Origin of the sequence: Collinsella sp. OM06-18AC (genome assembly GCF_003438785.1) — a bacterium.
Classification (GTDB): domain Bacteria; phylum Actinomycetota; class Coriobacteriia; order Coriobacteriales; family Coriobacteriaceae; genus Collinsella.
The window spans coordinates 400-22,759 of the sequence record NZ_QSTX01000019.1 but is presented as its reverse complement, the minus strand read 5'-3'; the positions used below and the strand labels follow the sequence as shown (position 1 = coordinate 22,759).

The window sequence follows — 22,360 nt, the reverse complement described above, 5'->3', positions numbered from 1 at the left end:
GTAGCCCGAGACGGTCCCGGGCTGACAATTTCGACTGTAATGGACGTACTTAAATGAGTACCCATCGCTCAAGGTGGCACCTGGGGACGTTCCTTATGTGCCGGCACTTTGGGACACTCCTTGTCAAGGTTTTGTTCCATCGTGCGGGTTGCTATTTAACGTGCGACAATGCCGTGTGAAAATCGAAATGTCTCCTGGGGGCTATCTATGCTGTACGAGTTTTGTGCCGAGAACTTTGAGCGTGTGCCGGCGGCTATCGATGCCGGTGCTAAGCGCATCGAGTTGTGCGACAACCTTGCCGTCGGTGGTACCACGCCCTCGGCCGGCGTTATCAGCACTACGGTCAGCTATGCTCACGAGCATGACGCGCGAGTGATGTGCATGATTCGCCCGCGTGGCGGTGACTTTCACTACAACCAGGACGAGCTGCGCATGATGGAGATGGACTTGGGTCTTGCCGTGAGCGCCGGCGTTGACGGCCTGGTCTTTGGCTGCTGCAAGCCCTGTGCCGGCGGCTGGGCGCTCGACGAGCTCACCCTCGGCGCCCTCGTGATGGCTACGGGCTGCGCGACCGAGGAGTGCAAGCGCGGGGCCATCGATATCACCTTTCACATGGCCTTTGACCAGCTCTCGCTCGAGGCTCAGCTCGATGCCATTGACACACTCGCCGACTGCGGCATCACGCGCATCCTGACGCATGGTGGTGCTGCCGGAACGCCGATCGAGGACAACCTGGAGCACCTGTCGCGTCTTGTCGAGTATGCGGGCGACCGCCTGACCATTCTTCCCGGTGGCGGCATTTCCACGGCCAATCGCGATACCGTGGCGGCGGCACTGGGCGTCTCCGAACTCCATGGCACCAAGATCGTGCCGCTGGAGGTATAACCCGTGGCGCTGGTATTTGACGTTCAGCAGGCGAACGGTAAGCCCGACGACAACCGTCGTCCCGGCACCGCGTGCCCCTTTTGCGATACCGAGGAACTCGCCAATATCATCCGGCGCGACGGTGGCTGCATCTGGCTCGAGAATAAGTTTAAGACCTTGCGGGCCACTCGCCAGACCGTATTGATTGAGTCGTCCGACCACGACGCCGACCTGGTGACCTATGCGCCGGACGAGCTGCATCATGTTATGCGGTTTGCCCTGGATTGCTGGCAGCGGATGATTGACTCCCGACAGTATCGCAGCGTTCTCATGTACAAGAACAAGGGCCCACTTTCGGGCGGCAGTCTGGTCCATCCGCACATGCAGATTGTGGGTTTGGAGCAGGAAGACGGCTATGCTTCGCTGGCTTCCGCCAATTTCGAAGGCATCAATGTCTGGCAACAGGGGAGAATCTCGGTCAATATCTCAGCCGAACCGATCATGGGGTTCTTTGAGATCAACGTTTCAGCCCCGCAGGGAATCGCCGCCAGCGATGACGCACGAGACCAAGCCGAGGCGGACCTCTTTGCCGATGCGATCCAGGTAGCTCTGCGCTATATCCTAAACGAGCACCACGGTGGTCGCGCAGAGTCGTACAACTTGTTCTTCTATCACCTGGGCGGTCGGACCATTGCCAAGGCGCTGCCGCGTTGGGTGGTTTCGCCCTACTTTGTCGGCTATCGTTTGGCCCAAGTCAATGCCGAGACGACGCTCGATATCGATGCTGAGCGTCTGCGTGCGCATCTGGAAACGCTCGTATAGCAAGACTAACACCCGCGTAATGCGGACAGCCTAGCGCGCCATGGCGTCGCGGCCGGCTTCGACCCGCTTGCGCTGTTTGGTGCGCTCCTCGCAGGTTAGGCACTCAAAGAGATGCCCGATAATCGAGGCCAGCACCTGCTGAAACAGCGTGCCGCACATGACGGGGAACACGACCTCGCCCGGAAAGTACTGCGTGGCGATGACGGCACCCGAAGAGATGTTGCGCATGCCGCAGGTAAAGCACATGGTAGTCGTCTCGCTATATGGCAGATGCAGCGCACGTGCGACCAGAAAACCGACGACAAAGCCGCTGATGGCGAAGACCAAAATAAAGAGGGCGACTTCCAGGCGCACCGCGTTTATGTGCAGCACGTACTCGCTCATAGCGGTGGAGTTGGACGCGATGACGCCCATCATCATGAACTTGCAGGCGGGCGAGAGCACGGGAGAGAGTTTCTCGTGGCCCCAGCCGCGCGTGAGTTCATTGATGGCAATACCGAGCACAGCGGGGATGGCGATCATAAAGGCCATGTTCTGCATCATGCTCGGCACGTCGATCGAGACGGTGGCGCCCAGCAGGAGCTTGAGCGTAAGCGGAATCGTCACAGGTGAGATAACCGAGGACGTCAGGATGATGGTGAGCGCGAGCGGGCCGTTGCCGCCGAACATGCTGATCCACATAAAAGCGGTGACGGCCACGGGCACGCTGTATTCGAGCACAATGCCGCAGACAAGGTTGGGGTTGGAGCCAAAGAAGAGTGACCCCATGGCATACGCCGCGATGGGAATAAGCACCGCCGAGACGAGCAGCGCCAAGACTAGGTGCAACGGACGGCGGAACACCTCGGTTACCTGGTGAAAGGTGTTGCTGAGCGCACCCTGAAACGTCATAAAGGCAAACAAGGTGGGAACGATGGGCTTGAGTACGCCAATCTGTTGGGGAAAGAGCACGCCGAGTGCCACGCAAATCGGAACGATGACCTGCATGTGCCCCGCGAGAAACTTGCCCAGTCCAACCCATTGCTTCATATGCGCTTGTGACTCCCTTTGCCCGTGAACCCGTTTTGAATGGATATGCTAGACGCTCGCATGCGTCCGTGCGTCAGAAACGCTCGAATATTTCGAGGCTATTACCGGCATCGTTTACCGAAACCGCGGCGTGCTGCGGCGATTTGCGTCTGCTCTGCACGGTATAATAAATCCGTTCAACAGATCTGCCTGCCGAAGCGGGCATACACAGAGGACTCATCGCTATGAACCGTGAGAGGTATCGCGGCGACCTGCCCCTATCGGGGGTGGGCGCCTATGTCATCGCTTAAGACGACGCATCGCTGGGCGGTCGCTCAGCAAAACCCCGAGCTCGAAAAGGAGCTTTCGGCTGGCCTGGGCATTCCCGGGCTGGTGGCGCGTATTATGGTCGCGCACGGCATTACATCCATCGAAGAAGGTCAGCTGTTTTTGACGCCTTCGCTCGATCGCGACTGGGCCGACCCACTCATTATCCCGGGCATGTCGGTCGTTGCCGACCGCGTCGAGCGTGCTATTTGCAACCACGAGCACATTGCGGTCTTTGGCGATTTTGACGTTGACGGTATTACGTCGACCTGTCTGTTGACCGAGGCACTACGCACGTTTGGCGCCGATGTCACGCCGTTTATTCCGCATCGCTTTGACGAGGGCTACGGTCTTTCGCGCGCGGCGCTCGACCGCGTTAACGAGCTCGCTCGCCCTCAGCTGATCGTGACCGTCGATAACGGTATTGCCGCCAAGGAAGAAGTCTCCTATCTGGAGAGCCTGGGGATCGATTTGGTGGTCACGGACCATCACGAGCCCTCCGACCAGGTGCCGCAGGGCGTGCCCCTGACCGACCCCAAGCTCGAGGACGAGGGCCCCTCGCGCGAGCTTGCCGGTGCCGGCGTGGCACTCAAGCTGGTGCAGGTCCTGGGCGAGCGTTTGGGCAAGCCGTCGTATTGGCGTTCGCTGATCGAGGTCGCGGCGCTGGGCACCGTGTCCGACATGATGCCGCTCACGCCCGAGAATCGCGCACTGGTCGCCGAGGGCATCCAGCAGATGCGCGTGACGGCCCGTCCCGGCTATATCGCGCTTGCCGCACTTGCCAAGGCCGACCTTTCTACCATTACGGCCGACGGCCTGTCGTTTTCGCTCATCCCTCGTCTGAATGCTGCCGGCCGCATGGCTGATCCCAAGCTGGCGCTCGACCTGCTGCTTGCCCGTGATCCTATCGAAGCAAGTGCACTGGCAGCCGAGCTCGAGGAAATCAATCGCCAACGCCGTGAGATCGAGGCGGAGCTCACGCGCGATGCCATGGCGAAGGTCGAGGAGACTTATGACGGCGGGCGCGCAATCGTCGTGGGCGGCGAGGGCTGGCACGAGGGCGTCAAAGGCATCGTGGCGAGCCGCTTGACCAATCGCTATCACGTGCCGGCGCTGCTGTTCTCGATCGAGGACGGTATCGCGCGCGGCTCTGGTCGCTCGGTGGGCAAAGTTAACCTGTTTGACGCCGTCGAGCGTTGTTCCGACCTGCTGATTCGTCGCGGCGGACATGCCGGTGCGGTGGGTGTGACCATCGAGGCATCCAAGCTCGATGAGTTCCGCCGCCGCCTTTCCGCCGTGCTATCGGAGCTTTCCGCCGAGGACTTTGAAGACACCGACGAGGTCGCCGCCACCGTCGACCTTTCCGAGCTGAATATCGAGACCATCGAGCAGATCTCCCGTCTTGAGCCGTTTGGCCAGGGCAACAAGGTGCCGCTGCTGGCTGCCGAGGGCGTGACGATGTGCGACCGCGCCGTGGTGGGCAAAACCGGCGAGCACATGCGCTTTGTGGCGACCGATGGCGCCGCGAGTGTGCCGGCCATTATGTTCCGCGTGCCGCAAATCGATAAGCTCATCAACTGCGATAGCGCTGTCGACTTGGTGTTCGAGGCCGTTGCCGAGCATTGGCAGGGGCGTGTGAAGCCCAAGCTCATGATCAAGGATGTTCTGGTTCGCGATACCACGCTGCCCAGTGTCGATGATCCGGCATGCGAGCTTCGTCGTGGCGTGCAGCCGGCGGATTCCGGCCTGCGCCTGGAGTCGCGTAAGCGCGAGACGCTCGCCCAGCTTTCCTATACCGAGCTCACGCGCTCGCTTATCCATAGCTTTATCGGATCGAACCAGCCGCACCGCGCGCAGGTTGAGGCGCTCGATGCCTTGGCCGACCACCAGAGCGTCTTGGCCGTTATGGGAACGGGCCGCGGCAAGTCTCTCATCTTCCATGTACATGCTGCGCGCGAGGCTGTCCTTCGCGGACGTGCGAGCATCTTTGTCTATCCGCTGCGCGCGCTTGTTGCCGACCAGGCCTATCACCTCTCGTCGACGATGGCAGCGCTTGGCATTGGCGTTGGCGTGCTGACCGGCGAGACCGTGGAGGCCGCACGCGATGATGTGTTCGCCGGCCTAGCTTCGGGCCGCACCGGTATCGTGCTCACGACGCCCGAGTTCCTATCTATCCACCGTGACCGCTTCGCGCGTTCGGGCCGCATCGGCTTTGTCGTTATCGATGAGGCGCACCACGCCGGCCTTGCCAAGGGCGGCGACCGCAGCGCCCATCTCGACATGCCCGATATCCTCAAAGCCCTGGGCGACCCGGTTGTTATGGCTGCGACGGCCACCGCGACGGCTCCGGTCGTGGCCGAGCTTGCCCGCATGCTGCCGATTACTCGCACGGTGGTCGACGAGACGGTGCGCGAGAACCTGCAGCTCGAGGACGACCGCGACCTTGCGAGCCGCGAGAACCGTTTGGTGTCGATCGTGGCGACGGGGGAGAAGACCGTCATTTACGTCAATTCGCGCGACCAGTCTGTGGCGCTCGCCAAGACGTTGCGCAAGCGTGTGCCCGATTGCGCAACCCATATCGCGTTCTATAACGCGGGGCTTGCGCGCTCCGATCGCCGCCGCGTGGAGGAAGCATTCCGAGACGGAAGCCTCAGCTGCATCGTTTCGACCTCCGCCTTTGGCGAGGGTGTCAATCTGCCCGATATCCGCCATGTCGTGCTGTACCACATGCCGTTTGGCGCCATTGAGTTCAACCAGATGAGCGGGCGTGCCGGTCGTGACGGACAGCCCGCCGTGATCCACCTGCTCTATTCGTCGCGCGACGCCCGCATCAACGAGCGCCTGCTCGACTGCTACGCACCCGAGCGCGACGAACTCGTCACACTCTATCGTGCGCTGCAGACCATGTGGCGCTCCAACCGCGGTAAGACCGGGGATGATTCCTTTAGCGCGAGCGATATCGACATCGCGCAGATGTGCCTTGCCATCGATGCTCGCACGCCGGTCGACGAGCGCTCGGTGGAGAGTGGCCTGGGAATCTTCGAAGAGCTTGGTTTCTGTCGCGTTTCGGGGTTTGACGACACCCGTCGCATCGCGATGGCCGAAAACCCCGGCCGTGTGCAATTGAGCAGGTCAATTCGCTATTTGGAGGGGTTGCGTTCGCGCATGGAGTTCTCGGCTTTCCGGAGTTGGGCGCTCGATTCGTGCGCTTCTGATATGCTAGCCAAAGTTAACCGCCCGATCGTACCGCGGGCCTAGGGGAAGGGGACCTCGATGGATGCCGCAGCCCGTACCGCCCATGATTCCACCCTCCAGCCGTTCTCGGAGATGGAGCACTATAAGCATGCCGATGAGCTGCCGCCCGAGATTATGGCGGACAGCTACGACAAGCTGGAGCGCCTGTGCCTCAAATATATGAATGAGGACGACTTTTCTAAGGTGGAGCAGGCCTATTGCTTTGCTGCCGAGAAGCACTGCAACCAAAAGCGCCGCTCGGGTGAGATGTACATCAACCATCCCGTCGAGGTGGCCATCATTTTGGCCGATCTCAAGATGGACTGCGATGTGGTGTGCGCCGCGCTGCTGCACGATACCGTCGAGGATACCGAGACCTCGCTTGCTGATGTTTCCGGCCTGTTTGGCGATACGGTGGCCGAGCTCGTCGATGGCGTGACCAAGCTCACCAACATCGAAGTCGACAGCATGGACGAGAAACAGGCCCTCACGCTGCGCAAGATGTTCCTCGCCATGTCCAAGGACATCCGCGTCATCATCGTTAAGCTTGCCGACCGTCTGCACAACATGCGAACGCTGGCAGCCCTGCGCGAGGATCGTCGCCTGTTTAAGGCGCGCGAGACCATGGACGTGTACGCGCCCTTGGCCGACCGCCTGGGCATGAGCTCTATTAAGTGGGAACTCGAGGACCTGTCCTTCTTCTACCTGGAGCCCGATGCCTACCAGCGCATCGCGCGCATGGTGGCTGAGTCGCGCGAGGTCCGCGAGCGCTACCTTGCCGAGACCATCAAGACGCTTACCGATGAGCTCAACCGCATTGGTCTAGAGGACTTCCAGATCAACGGCCGTTCCAAGCACTATTGGTCCATCTACCAAAAGATGAAGCGCAAGGGCAAGGAATTCTCCGAGATCTACGACCTGGTGGCACTGCGCGTCATCACGCATTCGGTGCGCGATTGCTACTCCACGCTCGGTGCGGTGCATACGCTGTGGCACCCCATGCCCGGGCGCTTTAAAGACTATATCGCCATGCCCAAGGTCAATAACTACCAGTCGCTCCACACGACGGTTATCGGCCCCACGGCTCGTCCGCTCGAGATTCAGATTCGTACCTACGAGATGCACGAGCAGGCCGAGTACGGTATTGCCGCCCACTGGCTCTATAAGAAGTCGGGCGGATCGTCTGCGTCTAAGACCAATGATGCCCAGCGTCTGGACGACCAGATTAACTGGCTCAAACATTCGCTCGATTGGGCTGCGTCTGATGAGATCACCGACGCCAAGGAATACCTGCATTCGCTGAAGGTCGATCTGTTCGATCAGGAGATCTTCGTCTTTACGCCCAAGGGCGAGGTCATGGCGCTTCGTGCCGGCTCCACGCCGCTCGACTTTGCCTATGCCGTTCACACCGAGGTGGGCAACCACTGCGTCGGCGCTAAGATCAACGGTGCGGTGGCCCCGCTCACGCACGAGATCAAGACGGGCGATCGCGTTGAAATCCTGACCAACAAGAGTTCCAAGCCGTCGCGCGATTGGCTCAAGATCGTTAAGACACCTTCCGCCAAGTCAAAGATCCGCCGCTATTTTGCCGCTGCGACCAAGGACGACGACGCTGCTGCTGGTCGCGATATGCTGGCCAAGGACCTGCGTAAGCGCGGGTATGGCATTTCTACGCCGCGTTCGACGCGTGCGCTCAACGCCGTGGCGGAGCAGTTTAACTTCAAGCAGCTCGAGGACCTGTTTGCCGCCGTCGGCGCCGGCAAGGTTGCCCCGCGCGCTGTGGGCAATAAGGTCGAGCAAATCTTGGACCCCAAGCCCGAGGAAAAGCTCACCAAGGCCGAGGCTATCGCCGAGGTCGTGAAGCAGCCTGCTCGCGGCTCCAACCGCAAGCCGCAAAAGCGCGGCAAGAGCGCCAGTAACGGCATTATCGTCAAGGGCGAGAGCAACAGCGGCCTACTGGTCCGTCTGGCTCATTGCTGCAACCCCGTGACGGGCGACGACATCGTCGGCTTCATCACGCGCGGTCGTGGCGTTTCGGTGCATCGCGCCAACTGTCCCAACGTCAAGGGTCTTATGGAGCATCCCGAGCGCATGATCGACGTGGAGTGGGACGGCGCTGCCGACACCCTCTTCCAGGTCGAGATCGTGGTCGAGTGCCTGGACCGCATGGGCCTTCTCAAGGATGTCACCATTGCCATTGGCGATGCGGGCGGCAATATCCTTTCTGCCGCCACGTCGACCAACCGCGAGGGTATTGCGACCCTGCGCTTTATGGTCGAGATCTCGGACGCGAGTGGTCTGGATCCGCTGCTGGCCTCCATCAGCAGCGTTGACTCGGTCTACGACGCGCGCCGCCTGATGCCCGGTGAGGGTGGAGCCCAGCTTAAGCGCCGCGTTTAGTCGCGACGAACGTGCCACATTATCGATATTCGCTACGCTCGAGGCATCGTTTGATGCCTCGAGTTCTATAGAGAGGAGAGGGACATGAGTGCTGTGTCCTTGGATTTAACTCCCAAGGGATCGGTCGAGATTGAGACGCTCGTAAACGGTCCCATTCAGACCAATAGCTATGCTGTTATTTCGGACAATGAGTGCGTGATTATCGACCCCGCATGGGAAGGCGAGCGTTTGGTGGAACATATTCGAGCCGAGCATCCCGATGTGCAGGTGCTCGGCGCCATTTGCACGCACGGTCACGCCGACCATGTTGGCGGTGTCGCTGGAGTTCGGGCCGCCGTTGGCGCCGACGCCCTGTACGGGCTGTGTGGCAAGGACGCAGCAGTGCCGCATGCGAATATCGAGGAGCAGCGAGCGATGTGGGGCATCGAGACGCCCGATCCAGGTGAGCCGACGCGGCTGCTTGCCGAGGGCGACACCATTGAGCTGGGCGACATTTGCCTGCAGGTAATTGAGGTGCCCGGGCATACGCCGGGCGGGATCGTCTTGTTCGCCGCCACCGAGCAGGGGAACATTGCCTTTGTGGGCGACACCCTATTCCCGGACAGCCACGGCCGCACCGATCTTGCCGGTGGCGACGAGGCAGCGATTCTGCGCTCGCTCTCCAAGCTCGCCCACATGCTTCCACCCGATACCGTTTGTTTGACTGGCCACGGTCCCTCGACCACTATGGCGCGTGAACTCATGTGCAACCCGTTCATGCGCTAGACAGTTTCCGTTTCCACCCAAGAGACTTCCGACTTCTGGGGAAATCGAGATTGTGGAACACCTTTCATAAACCTTGTATCTTTCTAATTGTCGGATAGATACGGGGAGGTGAAACGCTGGTGTTAGATTCACAGGTTCAAAAAGTACTTGACTACATAGAGGCTAATCACGATGTTTCGCCCGCTCGTCTTTGCGAAGAGTTTGGCGTGAGCGATCGCACGATTCGTACTTATGTCAAGAAGCTCAACGCTGTCCTCGAGCCTCAGGCCCATATCCATAAACACCGTGGCGGGGGTTATACCCTCAATATCAGCGATTGCGACGCATACCGCTCGATCAAGGACGATGCATCCAATGGGGGTCTCAAGTCAATTCCCTCTACGAGCGAGGGACGCGTTGAGTACTTGCTGAACGACCTGTTGAGTCGCGTCGACTGGATCACCCTGGACGATCTTTCGGAGATCCTCTATGTATCCCGCAATGCTATTTCAGGCGATCTCAAGCGGGTTGAGGCACAGCTGGCCAAGTTCGATCTCAAGCTTGAACGGCGTCCTCATTACGGGATTCGCGTGAGCGGCTCGGAGATGTCGCGTCGCCTCTGCTTGGCAAGCATTACGCTCGACAAGCTTGCAGAGCATCGTGAGAGCGATTCTCAGAACCAGGTGACCCTCGACACGATTGCCACCTGTGTGAATGAGGTCATTGCCGAGGAAGGCTTCCAAATCAACTCAGCGGCCTATCAAAACTTGCTGGTTCATATCGCGGTCGCCATTTGGCGAATCCGCGAGCAGTGCTACGTCCCGCTCGAAGCCGAACATATTGAGAAGCTGCGTACAGCGCGCGAGTTTGCGGTGGCCGGTTGTGTGGCTTTGCGTATCGAGAAAGCTTTCGACATTCGGCTCCCAGAGGAGGAGGTTGCCTACATCGCCATTCACCTTGCGGGAAAGCAATCTCTGTATGCTAGTTCCGACGGTGCAGATGAAGGTCTCGTAATTTCCGACGAGGTTTGGGATGTGGTCACTGAGATGCTCGAGTGCATCTGGGATTCCTATCACTTTGATTTTCGCGGCGATCTTGAGCTCCGCATGAACCTCGCGCGTCATATCGTTCCGCTTGCCGTGCGTCTCAAATATCGCATGCATATCGATAATCCGCTGCTTGCCGATATCAAGGAGAGATTCGCGCTCGCGTATTCGATGGCACTCGATTCGTCGGTCATCCTTGCCGAGCACTACGGTAGTCGTCTTTCGGATGACGAGATCGGCTATATCGCACTCGCCTTCGCCTTGGCGCTTGAGCGCCAGAAGAGCGAGGTCCCGCGTAAGAATATCCTCGTAGTGTGCGCGAGCGGACAGGGAAGCGCCAAGCTCCTTGAGTACCGATACCGCCAAGAGTTCGGTGCTCTCGTGGACAAGATTGTGACCTGCGATGCCTCCCATGTCGACAGTATTGATATGACGGGTATCGATTACGTTTTTACCACGGTGCCCCTGCATCGAGCGCTTCCGGTGCCCGTGCGCGAGGTGAGCTTCTTTCTCGATGCCGATGATATGCACGATGTTCGTGAGATTCTTGCCGGTGCAAATGTTACCGGTGACCTTGCACCTTATTTTTCGGCTGACCTTTTTGTCTCCGATATGGTCGCTGCAGACAAGAACGAGGTCATCTCAATTCTATGCGAGCAGGTCGCCGCCATGCGTAACGTGTCTGACGAGTTTAAGCAGCTGGTCATGCGTCGCGAGGAACTCGCGCAGACGAGTTTTGGCAATCAGGTCGCCATGCCCCATTCGGTCAAGGCCGTGACGGACGAGACGTTTGTTTGCGTTGGACTGCTGCGCGAGCCGGTCGAATGGAACGGGCAAGCGGTGCGGGCGGTCTTTCTAGTATCAGTCTCAAAGGCTAAGGACAAGAAGCTTGACCGTTTCTACCGCAGTATGGCCAAGATGCTTACCAGCAAAGAGGCTATCCAGGAGCTTGTCGACAACCAACGATGGGAGACCGTCGTCAAGCTTTTGAATATGTATGGAAAAACAGACAACAACGAGTAGAAGGAGACACCGATGGACGAGAGCAAATATGAAAATGCCCTTCAAATCATCCTGCATGCGGGCAACGCCAAGTCCGCCGCGCTCATGGCAATCGACGCCGCCCATGATGGCGATTTCGAAGAGGCCGAGAAACAGCTCGCCGAGGCGCAGTCCGAGATGAGCGCTGCCCACAAGATGCAGTTCGAGCTCACTCAGGCTGAAGCGAACGGCAATACCGTCGATATCAACATCATCTTGATCCATGCCGAAGACCATCTGACGATGGCCATCATGGCGAGTGATTTTGCCGAGCGCTTTATCGAGCTTTATCGCGATAAGTACGAGGGCAAGTAGCCCTAAAATACCGAGTTTGGTCAATCGGGCGCCCAAGATGAGCGCTTTTGAAAGGAGTCCGTTATGAACATCATGTTGGCTTGCTGTGCTGGTATGAGCACCTCGCTCGTTGTGAGCAAGATGGAGGAGGCCGCTAAGGCCCAGGGCAAGGATGATTACAAGATTTGGGCCGTCGAGCAAGGCCAGGTTGCCGAGGAACTCGGAAACTTTGACGTTTTGCTGCTTGGCCCGCAGGTCCGCCATCTTCAGCGCAAGCTCACCAAAGTCGTTGACGGCAAAGCTCCCGTTGCCGTAATCGATCCGGTTGCCTACGGCAGCTGCGATGGCGCCAAGGTCCTCAAGCAGGCGGAGGACCTGGTCGCCAAGGCATAAGGGCTCAATAGCCCAAAATCGCCGCTGTGCGACTAGCACTCGACAGCGGTCTACATCCGAAAGCACGTCATTAACTTTCGAAAGCAGGTACATCATATGGCTTTCTCCGAGAAATTCGAAGATGTGATGATGGTTGTCGCAGAAAAAGTAGGCGACAACGTATATCTCTCCGCAATTAAGGATGCCTTTACCGCGTTTATGCCCTTCGTTATCGTGGGTTCTATGGGCACGCTGCTCAAGACGTTGGTCTCTTCCACCACGACGGGGCTTGCACAATGGGTGCCCGCGCTCGCGGGGCTTGAGCCGGCATTTTCCGCTATCAACTACTGCACCATGTCCTTCATGACGGTGCCCATCACCTTCCTGATTGGCCTTTACCTGGCCCGTGCCAAGAAGGCTCCGGAGTATCCGACGGCGCTCGTCTCCGTGGCGGCCTACATCTCCATGATTTGCACCTCCATCAAGGTCGACGGTGCCGGCACGGCTCTCGAGGCTCCGGTGTCTGGTCTTCTTACCACTCAGATGGGCGCTCAGGGTCTTTTTGTCGGCATGATCACGGCCGTTGTGTTCGGTTCGCTTTTCTGCTGGCTCTCTAAGATCGACCAGATCAAGATCAAGATGCCTCCTTCGGTTCCCTCTGGTATCTCCCAGTCCTTCAACGTTATGATCCCGGTCTTTATTGTCCTCGTCGTGAGCGCTATCTTCGGCCTTGGCTTCCAGGCCCTTACCGGCTCCTATATCAACGATTGGATCTACGGCCTTATGCAGGCTCCGCTCGAGGCGGCCTTCAAGACTCCGGCTGGCGTTGTCATCATCGTTGTCGTGTCCCAGCTCTTCTGGGTTCTCGGTATCCATGGCGGTCTCATTGTTTCCCCGGTGCGCAACCCCATGTTCAATGCTGCAATCGCCGCCAACACCGCCGCCCTTGCCGCTGGCACCATGCCCGATTCTCCGTTCACCATGGGTTTTTGGAACTGCTTCGTTGCTCCCGGTGGCGCCGGTATGACCCTCTGCCTCATCATCGCTATTTTCCTGTGCTCCAAGCGCGATGAGGAAAAGGCTATCGCCAAGCTCGGTTTCCTGCCTGGCATCTGCGGCATCTCCGAGCCCGTCGTCTTCGGTATCCCTCTGGTCTTGAACCCGATCTACGCGATTCCGTTTGCCTTTGGTTCCGGTATCTGCGTCGCCATCGCCATGTTCGCCACCTCTATCGGCTTCCTTCCCTGCAACACCGTTGACGTGCCCTTTGGTGTGCCCATCCTGCTTAATGCCTTTGTTGGCCATGGCTGGCAGGGTGTTGTGGTCCAGGTCGTCGAGCTCGTCGTGGGCGTCCTTATCTGGATCCCCTTCGTCCTCGCCAACAGCAAGCTGGCCAAGAAGGAGCAGGAAGAGGCTGCTCAGGCCTAATGGCTACACCTATCGGCTGTCCGATAATATGCCTGTAACTTCGAGGGGCGCGGTGCACGGGAGCGCCGTGCCCCTCTTTTTAGCTAAGGAGATAACTATGAGCTACGTGTTCCCCGAAGGCTTTTTGTGGGGCGGTGCCACTGCCGCCAACCAGTGCGAGGGTGCTTGGGATGTGGATGGCAAGGGCCTTTCGGTCGCCGACTGCACCACCTATAAGCCCAAGGTCGACAAAAAGGACTACGCGGCCCTTCACGGCATCACTGACGAACAGATCAAGGAGGCCGAGGCTTCGACCGATATCCACGTGTACCCCAAGCGTCACGGCATCGACTTCTTTCATCGCTACAAGGAGGACATTGCGCTTTTCCAGGAGATGGGCTTCAAGACGCTGCGCGTATCCATCCAGTGGACTCGCCTGTTCCCCACGGGTACAGAGGAAGAGCCGCTCCAGGCCGGCATCGACTACTACCGCGACCTGTTCCGCACCATGAAGGATGCGGGCATTGAGCCACTTGTGACGCTTCACCACTACGAGATGCCGCTCTATTTGGCAAACCACTACGATGGTTGGGGCAAGCGCGAAGTCATCGACTTCTTCTTGCGCTTCTGCGAAGTCTGCTTCCGCGAGTTTGGAAAGTACGTTACCTATTGGCTCACATTCAATGAGATCGACTCTGTGTTCCGCCACCCCTGGACCACGATCGGCGTTTGCACCGAGCGTTATCCCGAGGATAAGCGCGAGGAGCTTATCTACCAGTGCGTGCACAATCAGTTTGTGGCGAGCGCCCTTGCCACCAAGATGCTGCACGAGATGGTTCCCGGTGCTCAGATGGGCTGCATGGTCACGCGCACCCTCACCTATCCCGAGAACTGCAATCCCAAAAACATGCTGCTTGCGCAGAAGGACAACCGCGATAACTACTTCTATAGCGATGTCCAGGTACTTGGCGAGTATCCGCAGCATGTGCTCAACTATTGGAAGCGCAAGGGCATCCACGTCGAGTTCGGCATGGGTGACGAGGCCATTCTCAAGCAGTATCCGGTCGACTTCGTCTCGTTTTCTTATTACATGTCGATGGTTGACTCCATTGATGCGGACAAGCGCGAGAAAGTCGGAGGAAACCTTGCTACCGGCGTCAAGAACCCCTTCCTGCCCATTTCTGACTGGGGTTGGCAGGTCGACCCCGATGGCCTCACCTACGCGTTGATCGATATGCAGGACCGCTACCATAAGCCGCTCTTTATCGTCGAGAACGGTCTTGGCGCCTACGATAAGGTCAACGAAGACGGCACGATTGACGATGACTATCGCATCGACTACTTCCGTGAGCACATTAAGGCCATCGGCGCTGCTATCGAGGAAGGTGTCGACGTGATGGGCTATACCCCGTGGGGGTGCATCGACCTGGTCTCGATGTCGACGTGCGAAATGGACAAACGGTACGGCTTTATCTATGTTGACCTCGACAATGAGGGCAACGGTACCTATGCACGCTCTAAGAAGAAGAGCTTCGATTGGTACCAGAAGGTTATCGCCACCAACGGTGCTGACCTCGACTAGCTTTCATTCAACAAGTGTGAGGGCCGTCGCGATGACGGCCCGTTTCCTATAGAAAAGAGGACGACCATGGGTGTTTTTCCAAAAGACTTTCTTTGGGGCGGCGCGACTGCTGCCAATCAGTTCGAGGGAGCCTGGGACGTAGACGGCAAGGGTCCGAGTTGCATGGATATGGCCACTAACGGCAACCATCACCACCCGCGCGAGATCACGCCCGAGCTCGACCCCAACAAGCTCTATCCCTGTCACGATGGTGTCGATTTCTACCATCACTACAAAGAGGACATCGCCTTGCTCGCCGAGATGGGATTCAAGGTCTTTCGTTTCTCGATGAACTGGCCTCGCGTCTTCCCAACGGGATTCGAAGATGAGCCCAACGCGGCTGGCCTTGCGTTTTACGATTGCGTGATGGACGAGTGCCATAAGTACGGCATCGAACCGCTCGTGACGCTGAGTCATTACGAGATGCCTTTTGCCATGTGCCAGAAAGTCGATGGCTGGGCTTCGCGCGAGGCTATTGACTGCTACGTGAAGTATGCCAAGACCGTCATGGAGCATTTCAAGGGCAAGTGTCGCTACTGGCTCACGTTCAACGAGATCAATTGCGGCATGATGTCCCTTGGCAACTACATGAGTCTCGGCATTCTGAATCCGGGCTCCTTTGACCTTCGCCATCAGAAAGATGACCCGCAGAAGCGTTTGCAGGCGCTGCACCATCAGTTTGTCGCAAGTGCTCTTGCGGTCAAGGCGGGGCACGAGATCGACCCCGACAACAAGATGGGTTGTATGATTGCCTACATGCTGGCCTATCCGCTCACGCCCAATCCTGCGGACGTCGAGCTTGCCCGCGAGCGTAACCAGTATCGCAACTACTACTGTTCAGATGTCCAAGTGCGCGGCGAGTACCCCTACTTTGCCCAGCGCATCTGGGACGAGGAGGGCGTGACGCTCGATATCACCGACGAGGACCGTAAGATTCTCAAAGAGGGTACGGTCGATTTCTATACGCACAGCTACTATCAGAGCCAGTGCGCAAGCACTGACCCTGCCGAGGAGACGAGCGGTAACCTTCTCGGGGGCGCCAAGAATCCTTACCTCAAGGAGACTGCATGGGAGTGGCCAATCGACCCTATGGGTCTGCGTATCATGCTCAACCAGGTGTACGAGCGCTATCAAATTCCCATTATGGTGGTTGAGAACGGCCTCGGCTGCTGCGACGAGGTCAATCCGGATGGATCCATCGACGACGACTATCGTATCGAGTACTTGCGCGATCACATCAAGGCCATGGCCGAGGCCATCAAGGATGGTGTTGAGGTCTGGGGCTACACGCCTTGGGGCTGCATCGACCTGGTGAGCAATGCCGATGGAGAGATGGCCAAGCGCTACGGGTTTGTTTATGTCGATAAGCACGATGACGGCACCGGTACTATGGAGCGCTCGCGTAAAAAGAGCTTCTACTGGTACAAGAAGGTTATTGAGACCAACGGCGAGGAGCTGTAATGGGAGGAGCGGTTGCCGCGCTTATCAGTCAGATCGTCATCATGTTTATCCTGATGGCGATCGGCTATTTTCTCTACCGCATGAAGATTATCGACCGCAAGGGCACGAGCCAGATGGCCAATGTGGTCATCTATGTGGCGTATCCCTGCATTACGCTGAGAACCCTTATGGTCGACTTCGAACCCAACATGATCCGCGACGCGGGATTTTGCTTTGTGCTTACCGTTGTGGTCACACTAATTTCGATTCCGCTCACGCGTCTGTTTTTTAAAAAGGAGGATGGTGTCGCCCGTTACGGTGCCATCTTCTCCAACAGCGGCTTTATCGGGGTTCCCATTGTTATGGGCGTGTTCGGGTCCGAGTACGTCTTCTACCTCTCCATCGGAGTCTCATGCCTCACGTTTTTCATTTGGACGTATGGCGTATGGTTGGTTTCGGGTGATAAGAGCCAGATGTCCTTTAAGAACTGCATTACTAACCCCAATCTCATCATGATCTTGATTGGTCTTGTTTGCTTTTTCTTTTCAATCCATCCGCCCGCGTTGATGGCGACGATTCTCGATGACCTGGGTGCGCTCAATACGGGCCTTGTGATGCTTGTGCTTGGTGCCTATTTGGCGCAGAGCGATATGCGCGCTGTCGTTACGAGCAAAAAGGCCTATCTCGTTAGCTTGGTGAGACTCGTCATCATCCCGGCGATCGTTGTTGGCATATTGGCGCTCTTCCCGTGGATTGATGCCAAGGTTCGCCTCACGATGCTTATCGCTCTCGGTGCACCTGTCGCATCGTTCGCGGCCATCTTGTCCGAGAAATACGGCGGCAACTATAAGTTTGGAATCGGTTTGGTGACGCTGTCCACGATTCTGTCGCTCGTCGCCATGCCCATCATGCTTGAGCTCGCGTCTTTGGTGATCGTATAGCTGGTTGGTATTTGGGGGGTTGACAATAACGTCAACCCCCCAAACTCGTCAACGGCCGTTCTGAGGCGGCAGGCGGTATAAAAAATCGCTAAAGTACCCATATTCGTGAACAAACGAACGTTTATCTTGGGTATGCCGTGGTAAAATCTCAGGCGTTATCGGAGCAACCTTACAGGAGGTTTCTTTTATGCTCGTCAACGCAGCAGACATGCTCAAGAAGGCCGAGGCCGGCAAGTACGCTCTCGGTGCCTTCAACACCAACAACCTCGAGTGGACCCTGGCTATTCTCCAGGCCGCCGAGGAGGCCAAGTCTCCGCTGATCCTTCAGTGCACCGCTGGTGCCGCTAAGTGGATGGGCGGTTTCAAGGTCTGCGCCGACATGGTTAAGGCTGCCGTCGAGGCCACGGGCGTTACCGTTCCCGTCGCCCTTCACCTCGATCACGGTTCTTACGAGGACTGCTTCAAGTGCATCGAGGCCGGCTTCACGTCCATCATGTATGACGGCTCTCACGAGGAGACCTTCCAGCTTAACCTCGACCGCACCAAGGAGCTCGTTGAGCTTGCCCACTCCAAGGGCATGTCCATCGAGGCCGAGGTCGGCGGTATCGGCGGCACCGAGGACGGCGTGACCTCCAACGGCGAGCTCGCTGACCCCGCTGAGTGCAAGCAGATTGCTGACCTGGGCGTCGACTTCCTCGCCTGCGGTATCGGCAACATCCACGGCGTGTATCCCGCCGACTGGGCTGGCCTTTCCTTCGAGCGTCTGGGCGAGATCAAGGCCGAGACCGGCGACCTGCCCCTCGTTCTGCACGGTGGCACCGGCATCCCCGAGGATCAGATCAAGAAGGCCATTTCCCTGGGTATCTCCAAGATCAACGTCAACACCGACCTGCAGCTCGTCTTCGCCAAGGGCGTTCGCGAGTACATCGAGGCTGGCAAGGATCAGCAGGGCAAGGGCTTTGACCCCCGCAAGCTCCTCAAGCCTGGTCGCGACAACATCGTTGCCCGCACCAAGGAGCTCATGGAGGAGTTTGGCTCCGTCAACAAGGCGTAAGTAGCGGTTTAACTTTCCCGCCGGAGGCCCCGTTTCCCCTACGCTGTTTCCCTCGCGCTCACCTGGCTTCGCCAGAAGTCGCGCGACGGAATCAGCTCCGGGGAAACGGGGCCTCCTTTGTTAACTCGCTGCAGGGTTACTGGGCTGAATTCATTTTTAGACTCCGCTCGGCGGTGTTGATGGCTCCCTTGTTGGGGCTTTCTTTTTATCTCGCTACAATGTGCTTCATGGGTTCTAATGACTTGGAGTTTGGTATGGCTGTTATTAATGTGCTGCCTTCGGATGGGAAGGTTATTGACGAGGGTCCTGTTGGCTGCTCTGCTGATGTTCGCTGTGATGATTTTCGCCATCTCGATATTGGACTGCCACCCGAGATTCTTCGTCTTAAGGATGCCGGGTATTTGACGCAGGCTGTTGCTGCCTGCGATCGCCTTTTGGAGCAGAACCCTGAGCCTTCGCTGGCTGCTTGTGTTCGTGCAGAGCGGTATCGCATGCTCGAGACGCCGCTTCATTTTTCGGTGTCGCGTGATCGGGCCATTGCGATGATTCGCGAGGAGTGGCCTGAGTTTACCGAGGAGCAGTTTGACGATCTGATTGACCGTAAGCGTATTGACTGGCGCTTTATCGATGGCGAGCTGTTCGTTCTCGACAACTTCCTCGATTCGCTTCGCGTATATCCCAAAGAGGTCCCCGGCATGCGTCCCGATCCTACGGACGGAATTGCACTGCGCAACGAGATGCTCAAGGAGATGGAGTCGCAAAACGGATTGGCTCGCGTCATTACGCTTAAAGCGTCTGTGTCTGTCCCCGGCGCTCTAGAGGGGGAGACCGTTCGCGCTTGGCTTCCCGTTGCCGCCACCTGCCGCCAGCAGTCTCGGGTCGAGATTCTCGACATGACGCCGGAGGGTGCTGTTGCTCCCGCGAACGCTTCGGCACGTACCGCCTCGTGGTCTTCTTCGAGTGAACGCTCATTCTCGGTGACCTATCGTTATCACATCGATGCTGCTTATTGTGATGTCTACGGTGGCACACTTCCGGTTCATCCGCGTATGGACGCGCCTCTGCCCGAGGATATTTCCGAGGACCGTCCGCACATTGCATTCACGCCGTATCTGCTGCAGCTGACGGCCGGTGTTGTTGACGGACTCGAGGATCCGCTCGATCGCGCCCGTGCTATCTATGATTACCTGACGCAGCATATCGACTATCGCTATCAGCCGCCGTACTTGCTTTTGGGATCTATTGCCGATGACTGCGCGCATTCGCTCCGCGGCGATTGCGGCGTTATGGCGCTCACGTTTATCACCATGTGCCGTATCGCGGGCGTGCCTGCCCGTTGGCAGAGCGGCCTGTATGTTGCGCCCGATTCGGTGGGGTCGCACGACTGGGCAGAGTTCTATACGCCGCAGACCGGTTGGCTCAACGCCGACGTGTCATTTGGATCTTCTGCTCGCAGGATGGGGGAGGAGTGGCGCCGCCGTCACTACTTTGGCAATCTCGACCCGTGGCGTATGGTGGCCAACAATCGATTCCAGGCAGAGTTTGAGCCTTCTTTCGACGGCATGCGCGAGGACCCTTACGATAACCAGATGGGTGAGGCTTCGGTCGACGGTCGCGGATGCCGTCGGCGCGAGATGCTCCGCACGGTCGAACTCATCGAAATGCTCGAAGTTCCATTTTCGGACTAATCGGTAGAAAGCTGTGATAAACTAACTCACGCATTGCGTGCCCGAGTGGCGGAATTGGCAGACGCAGTGGACTCAAAATCCACCGTTGGCAACAACGTGCGAGTTCGAGTCTCGCCTCGGGCACCATACATGCAAGTGAGCGTTCAAGGGGGTTGCGGTCCCCTTTTTCGTGCCGAACTCGCGTGAGCGCGCGAAGTGTTAAGCAAACAGGCCTGTGGCCTGTTTGTAGCGGAGCGTGGCGAGGGCGCCACGCGCCCGAAGCCCGGGGCTTCGCGAAGCGAAGGCCCTTCGAGTCTCGCCTCGGGCACCATTCATGCAAGCGAGTGTTCAAGGGGGTCAAGGTCCCTTTTTCGTGTACGTAATGTGATAACGCGCTGTACGTGTTATTATTCGCAAGGCGTTGTTCCCGCAATGCCCTAAAGAGGAACCTGAGGGTTCCCACCTTTTGGCGCCAATGAGCAGCTGACTGGTCATACAACTTAGATTCCCTTCCTCAAATCGAGGAAGTCTATGTGTACGACCTGGTTGCTGAGAAGCGCCGGGTTATTTTTTTATGAATGGAGGTAGGGAAAATAGCTAAGTCTGATGACACCCGCATCAACGACGAGATCACTGCATCTTCGTGTCGTTTGATTGGCGTCGATGGCTCTCAGCTCGGCCTGTTCGCCATCCGCGATGCCCAGCGCGTCGCCGACGATCAGGGTCTCGACCTGGTCGAGATCGCTCCCAACGCGGAGCCGCCGGTCTGCAAGGTCATGGACTACGGTAAGTTCAAGTACCAGCAGGCCATGAAGGCCAAGGCTGCTCGTAAGAACCAGTCCAAGGTCGAGGTCAAGGAAATGAAGTTCCGACCCAAGATCGACGTTGGCGACTACGAGACCAAGAAGGGCCACGTTCTGCGTTTCCTCAAGAAGGGCGCACGCGTTAAGATCACCATCATGTTCCGCGGCCGTGAGATGGCTCACCCGGAGCAGGGCCTTAACGTTCTCGAGCGTCTCGCCGAGGATCTCAAGCCTTACGCTACGGTCGAGTCCAAGCCTAAGATGGAAGGCCGTAACATGCTTATGCTGCTCGCCCCGATTAAGGGCGCCTTCGATGAGGATAAAGCGGCAAGCGATAGCAAGTAACTAGTGTTCTGTAACCGATTAAGGAGTATTTCATGCCTAAGATGAAGTCCCACAGCGGCACCAAGAAGCGTTTCCGCAAGACTGGTACCGGCAAGCTTATGCGCGCCAAGGCTTTCAAGAGCCACATCCTGAGCAAGAAGTCCACCAAGCGTAAGCGTGGCTTCCGTCAGGAGACCGAGATCGCCGCTGCCGACCGCAAGGTCATCAAGTCGCGTCTCGCCTAAGTTCGCGTTCCCGTTTTTCGTTTTACCGTCTAGGAGTTGATAGAACATGGCACGTATTAAGCGCGCTGTTGCCGCCAAGAAGAAGCGCCGTACCGTTATGCACCGTGCGAAGGGTTACTACGGTGCCGCTTCGCGTACTTACAAGCATGCTAAAGAGCAGGTCCAGCACTCCCTGCAGTATCAGTATCGTGATCGCCGCAACAAGAAGCGCGAGATCCGTTCTCTCTGGATCACCCGTATCAACGCTGCTGCTCGCCTGAACGACATCTCTTACTCTCAGTTCATGCACGGCCTGAAGGTTGCCGGCATCGAGCTCGACCGCAAGGTCCTGGCTCAGATGGCTTACGAGGACATCGAGTCCTTCAACGAGCTGGCTACCATCGCCAAGAAGGCTCTCGAGGCCTAATAGATTCTCTTGAATCGCTAGGGGAGTGTCGCGTTGTGCGCGGCGCTCCCTCTTTTTATCTGAAGCGCGGTTTACATTGCTAAAAGCGCGGGTAGATAGACACTTACAGGTGACCGATCTCTATATATTCCTAAACCAAAGGGTCATCATCTGATACGTGCGGAAGATCCGCACCAGTCTTTCTATTAGCTATAGAAAGCGATATGTTGTGTAGGACTTGTGAAGAGTGGAATTGACGACCCACAGGGCTTCGCGGTCTGGCAATATATCTCCTTGCCGCGCGGCCCGGTCGGACCGGAT

General features: G+C 57.7%; 18 protein-coding genes and 1 tRNA gene. 18 read left to right on the top strand and 1 reads right to left on the bottom strand.

The genetic code is table 11. The features are described 5' to 3' along the window. Window positions 1–207 precede the first annotated feature (207 nt). Together DXB86_RS09565 and DXB86_RS09560 are read left to right on the top strand one after the other, a co-directional pair. A complete protein-coding gene (locus tag DXB86_RS09565) occupies window positions 208–885 on the top strand; it encodes a copper homeostasis protein CutC (RefSeq protein ID WP_117736941.1) in 678 nt (225 codons plus the stop codon). 3 nt (window positions 886–888) lie between these two features. Continuing rightward, window positions 889–1,686 (top strand): DUF4931 domain-containing protein, encoded by a 798-nt coding sequence (locus DXB86_RS09560; RefSeq protein WP_117736940.1) that lies wholly within the window; start codon window positions 889–891, stop codon window positions 1,684–1,686. Window positions 1,687–1,716: 30 nt separating this feature from the next. Here DXB86_RS09560 and DXB86_RS09555 read toward each other — a convergent pair whose 3' ends face one another. After that, on the bottom strand, window positions 1,717–2,715 hold the full coding sequence (locus DXB86_RS09555; protein WP_089573301.1) for a bile acid:sodium symporter family protein: 999 nt from the start codon (window positions 2,713–2,715) through the stop codon (window positions 1,717–1,719). 276 nt (window positions 2,716–2,991) lie between these two features. Between DXB86_RS09555 and recJ the strand changes: the two genes are divergently transcribed. From recJ to rplT, 16 genes are all read left to right on the top strand, one after another. Next, window positions 2,992–6,279 (top strand): single-stranded-DNA-specific exonuclease RecJ, encoded by a 3,288-nt coding sequence (gene recJ, locus DXB86_RS09550; RefSeq protein ID WP_117736939.1) that lies wholly within the window; start codon window positions 2,992–2,994, stop codon window positions 6,277–6,279. A 15-nt stretch (window positions 6,280–6,294) separates the two neighbouring features. Beyond that, on the top strand, window positions 6,295–8,655 hold the full coding sequence (locus DXB86_RS09545; protein WP_117736938.1) for a bifunctional (p)ppGpp synthetase/guanosine-3',5'-bis(diphosphate) 3'-pyrophosphohydrolase: 2,361 nt from the start codon (window positions 6,295–6,297) through the stop codon (window positions 8,653–8,655). An 84-nt stretch (window positions 8,656–8,739) separates the two neighbouring features. Continuing rightward, window positions 8,740–9,420 (top strand): MBL fold metallo-hydrolase, encoded by a 681-nt coding sequence (locus DXB86_RS09540; RefSeq protein WP_117736937.1) that lies wholly within the window; start codon window positions 8,740–8,742, stop codon window positions 9,418–9,420. A 119-nt stretch (window positions 9,421–9,539) separates the two neighbouring features. Beyond that, window positions 9,540–11,468 carry a BglG family transcription antiterminator gene (locus DXB86_RS09535; RefSeq protein WP_117736936.1) on the top strand — a complete coding sequence of 643 codons (1,929 nt, stop codon included), beginning with the start codon at window positions 9,540–9,542 and terminating at the stop codon, window positions 11,466–11,468. A gap of 12 nt (window positions 11,469–11,480) precedes the next feature. Beyond that, window positions 11,481–11,801, top strand: a complete 321-nt coding sequence (locus DXB86_RS09530) for a PTS lactose/cellobiose transporter subunit IIA (protein ID WP_117655171.1) — start codon at window positions 11,481–11,483, stop codon at window positions 11,799–11,801. 63 nt (window positions 11,802–11,864) lie between these two features. Further along, window positions 11,865–12,173: a PTS sugar transporter subunit IIB gene (locus DXB86_RS09525; RefSeq protein WP_117655170.1), complete on the top strand. Its 309-nt coding sequence runs from the start codon at window positions 11,865–11,867 to the stop codon at window positions 12,171–12,173. A 96-nt stretch (window positions 12,174–12,269) separates the two neighbouring features. Then, a complete protein-coding gene (locus tag DXB86_RS09520) occupies window positions 12,270–13,580 on the top strand; it encodes a PTS sugar transporter subunit IIC (protein ID WP_117655169.1) in 1,311 nt (436 codons plus the stop codon). A gap of 97 nt (window positions 13,581–13,677) precedes the next feature. Next, entirely contained in the window at window positions 13,678–15,141 is a 1,464-nt protein-coding gene (locus DXB86_RS09515; protein ID WP_117655168.1) for a glycoside hydrolase family 1 protein, read from the top strand. A 66-nt stretch (window positions 15,142–15,207) separates the two neighbouring features. Further along, on the top strand, window positions 15,208–16,641 hold the full coding sequence (locus tag DXB86_RS09510; protein WP_117736935.1) for a glycoside hydrolase family 1 protein: 1,434 nt from the start codon (window positions 15,208–15,210) through the stop codon (window positions 16,639–16,641). Continuing rightward, on the top strand, window positions 16,641–17,561 hold the full coding sequence (locus tag DXB86_RS09505) for an AEC family transporter (RefSeq protein WP_117655166.1): 921 nt from the start codon (window positions 16,641–16,643) through the stop codon (window positions 17,559–17,561). Before DXB86_RS09510 ends, DXB86_RS09505 begins: the two co-directional genes overlap by 1 nt. 187 nt (window positions 17,562–17,748) lie before the next feature. Beyond that, the gene (gene fba, locus DXB86_RS09500; RefSeq protein WP_117736934.1) at window positions 17,749–18,615 is read left to right on the top strand and encodes a class II fructose-1,6-bisphosphate aldolase; all 867 of its coding nucleotides are present in this window, start codon (window positions 17,749–17,751) and stop codon (window positions 18,613–18,615) included. 254 nt (window positions 18,616–18,869) lie between these two features. Further along, complete coding sequence (locus DXB86_RS09495; protein ID WP_117736933.1) at window positions 18,870–20,303, top strand: transglutaminase-like domain-containing protein; 1,434 nt, start codon at window positions 18,870–18,872, stop codon at window positions 20,301–20,303. A 39-nt stretch (window positions 20,304–20,342) separates the two neighbouring features. After that, a tRNA-Leu gene (locus tag DXB86_RS09490) sits at window positions 20,343–20,429 on the top strand. A 431-nt stretch (window positions 20,430–20,860) separates the two neighbouring features. Further along, the gene (infC, locus tag DXB86_RS09485) at window positions 20,861–21,430 is read left to right on the top strand and encodes a translation initiation factor IF-3 (protein ID WP_089573296.1); all 570 of its coding nucleotides are present in this window, start codon (window positions 20,861–20,863) and stop codon (window positions 21,428–21,430) included. 32 nt (window positions 21,431–21,462) lie between these two features. After that, window positions 21,463–21,654 carry a 50S ribosomal protein L35 gene (gene rpmI / locus DXB86_RS09480; RefSeq protein WP_006234422.1) on the top strand — a complete coding sequence of 64 codons (192 nt, stop codon included), beginning with the start codon at window positions 21,463–21,465 and terminating at the stop codon, window positions 21,652–21,654. 46 nt (window positions 21,655–21,700) lie between these two features. Beyond that, on the top strand, window positions 21,701–22,060 hold the full coding sequence (rplT, locus tag DXB86_RS09475; protein WP_006234421.1) for a 50S ribosomal protein L20: 360 nt from the start codon (window positions 21,701–21,703) through the stop codon (window positions 22,058–22,060). Window positions 22,061–22,360 lie beyond the last annotated feature (300 nt).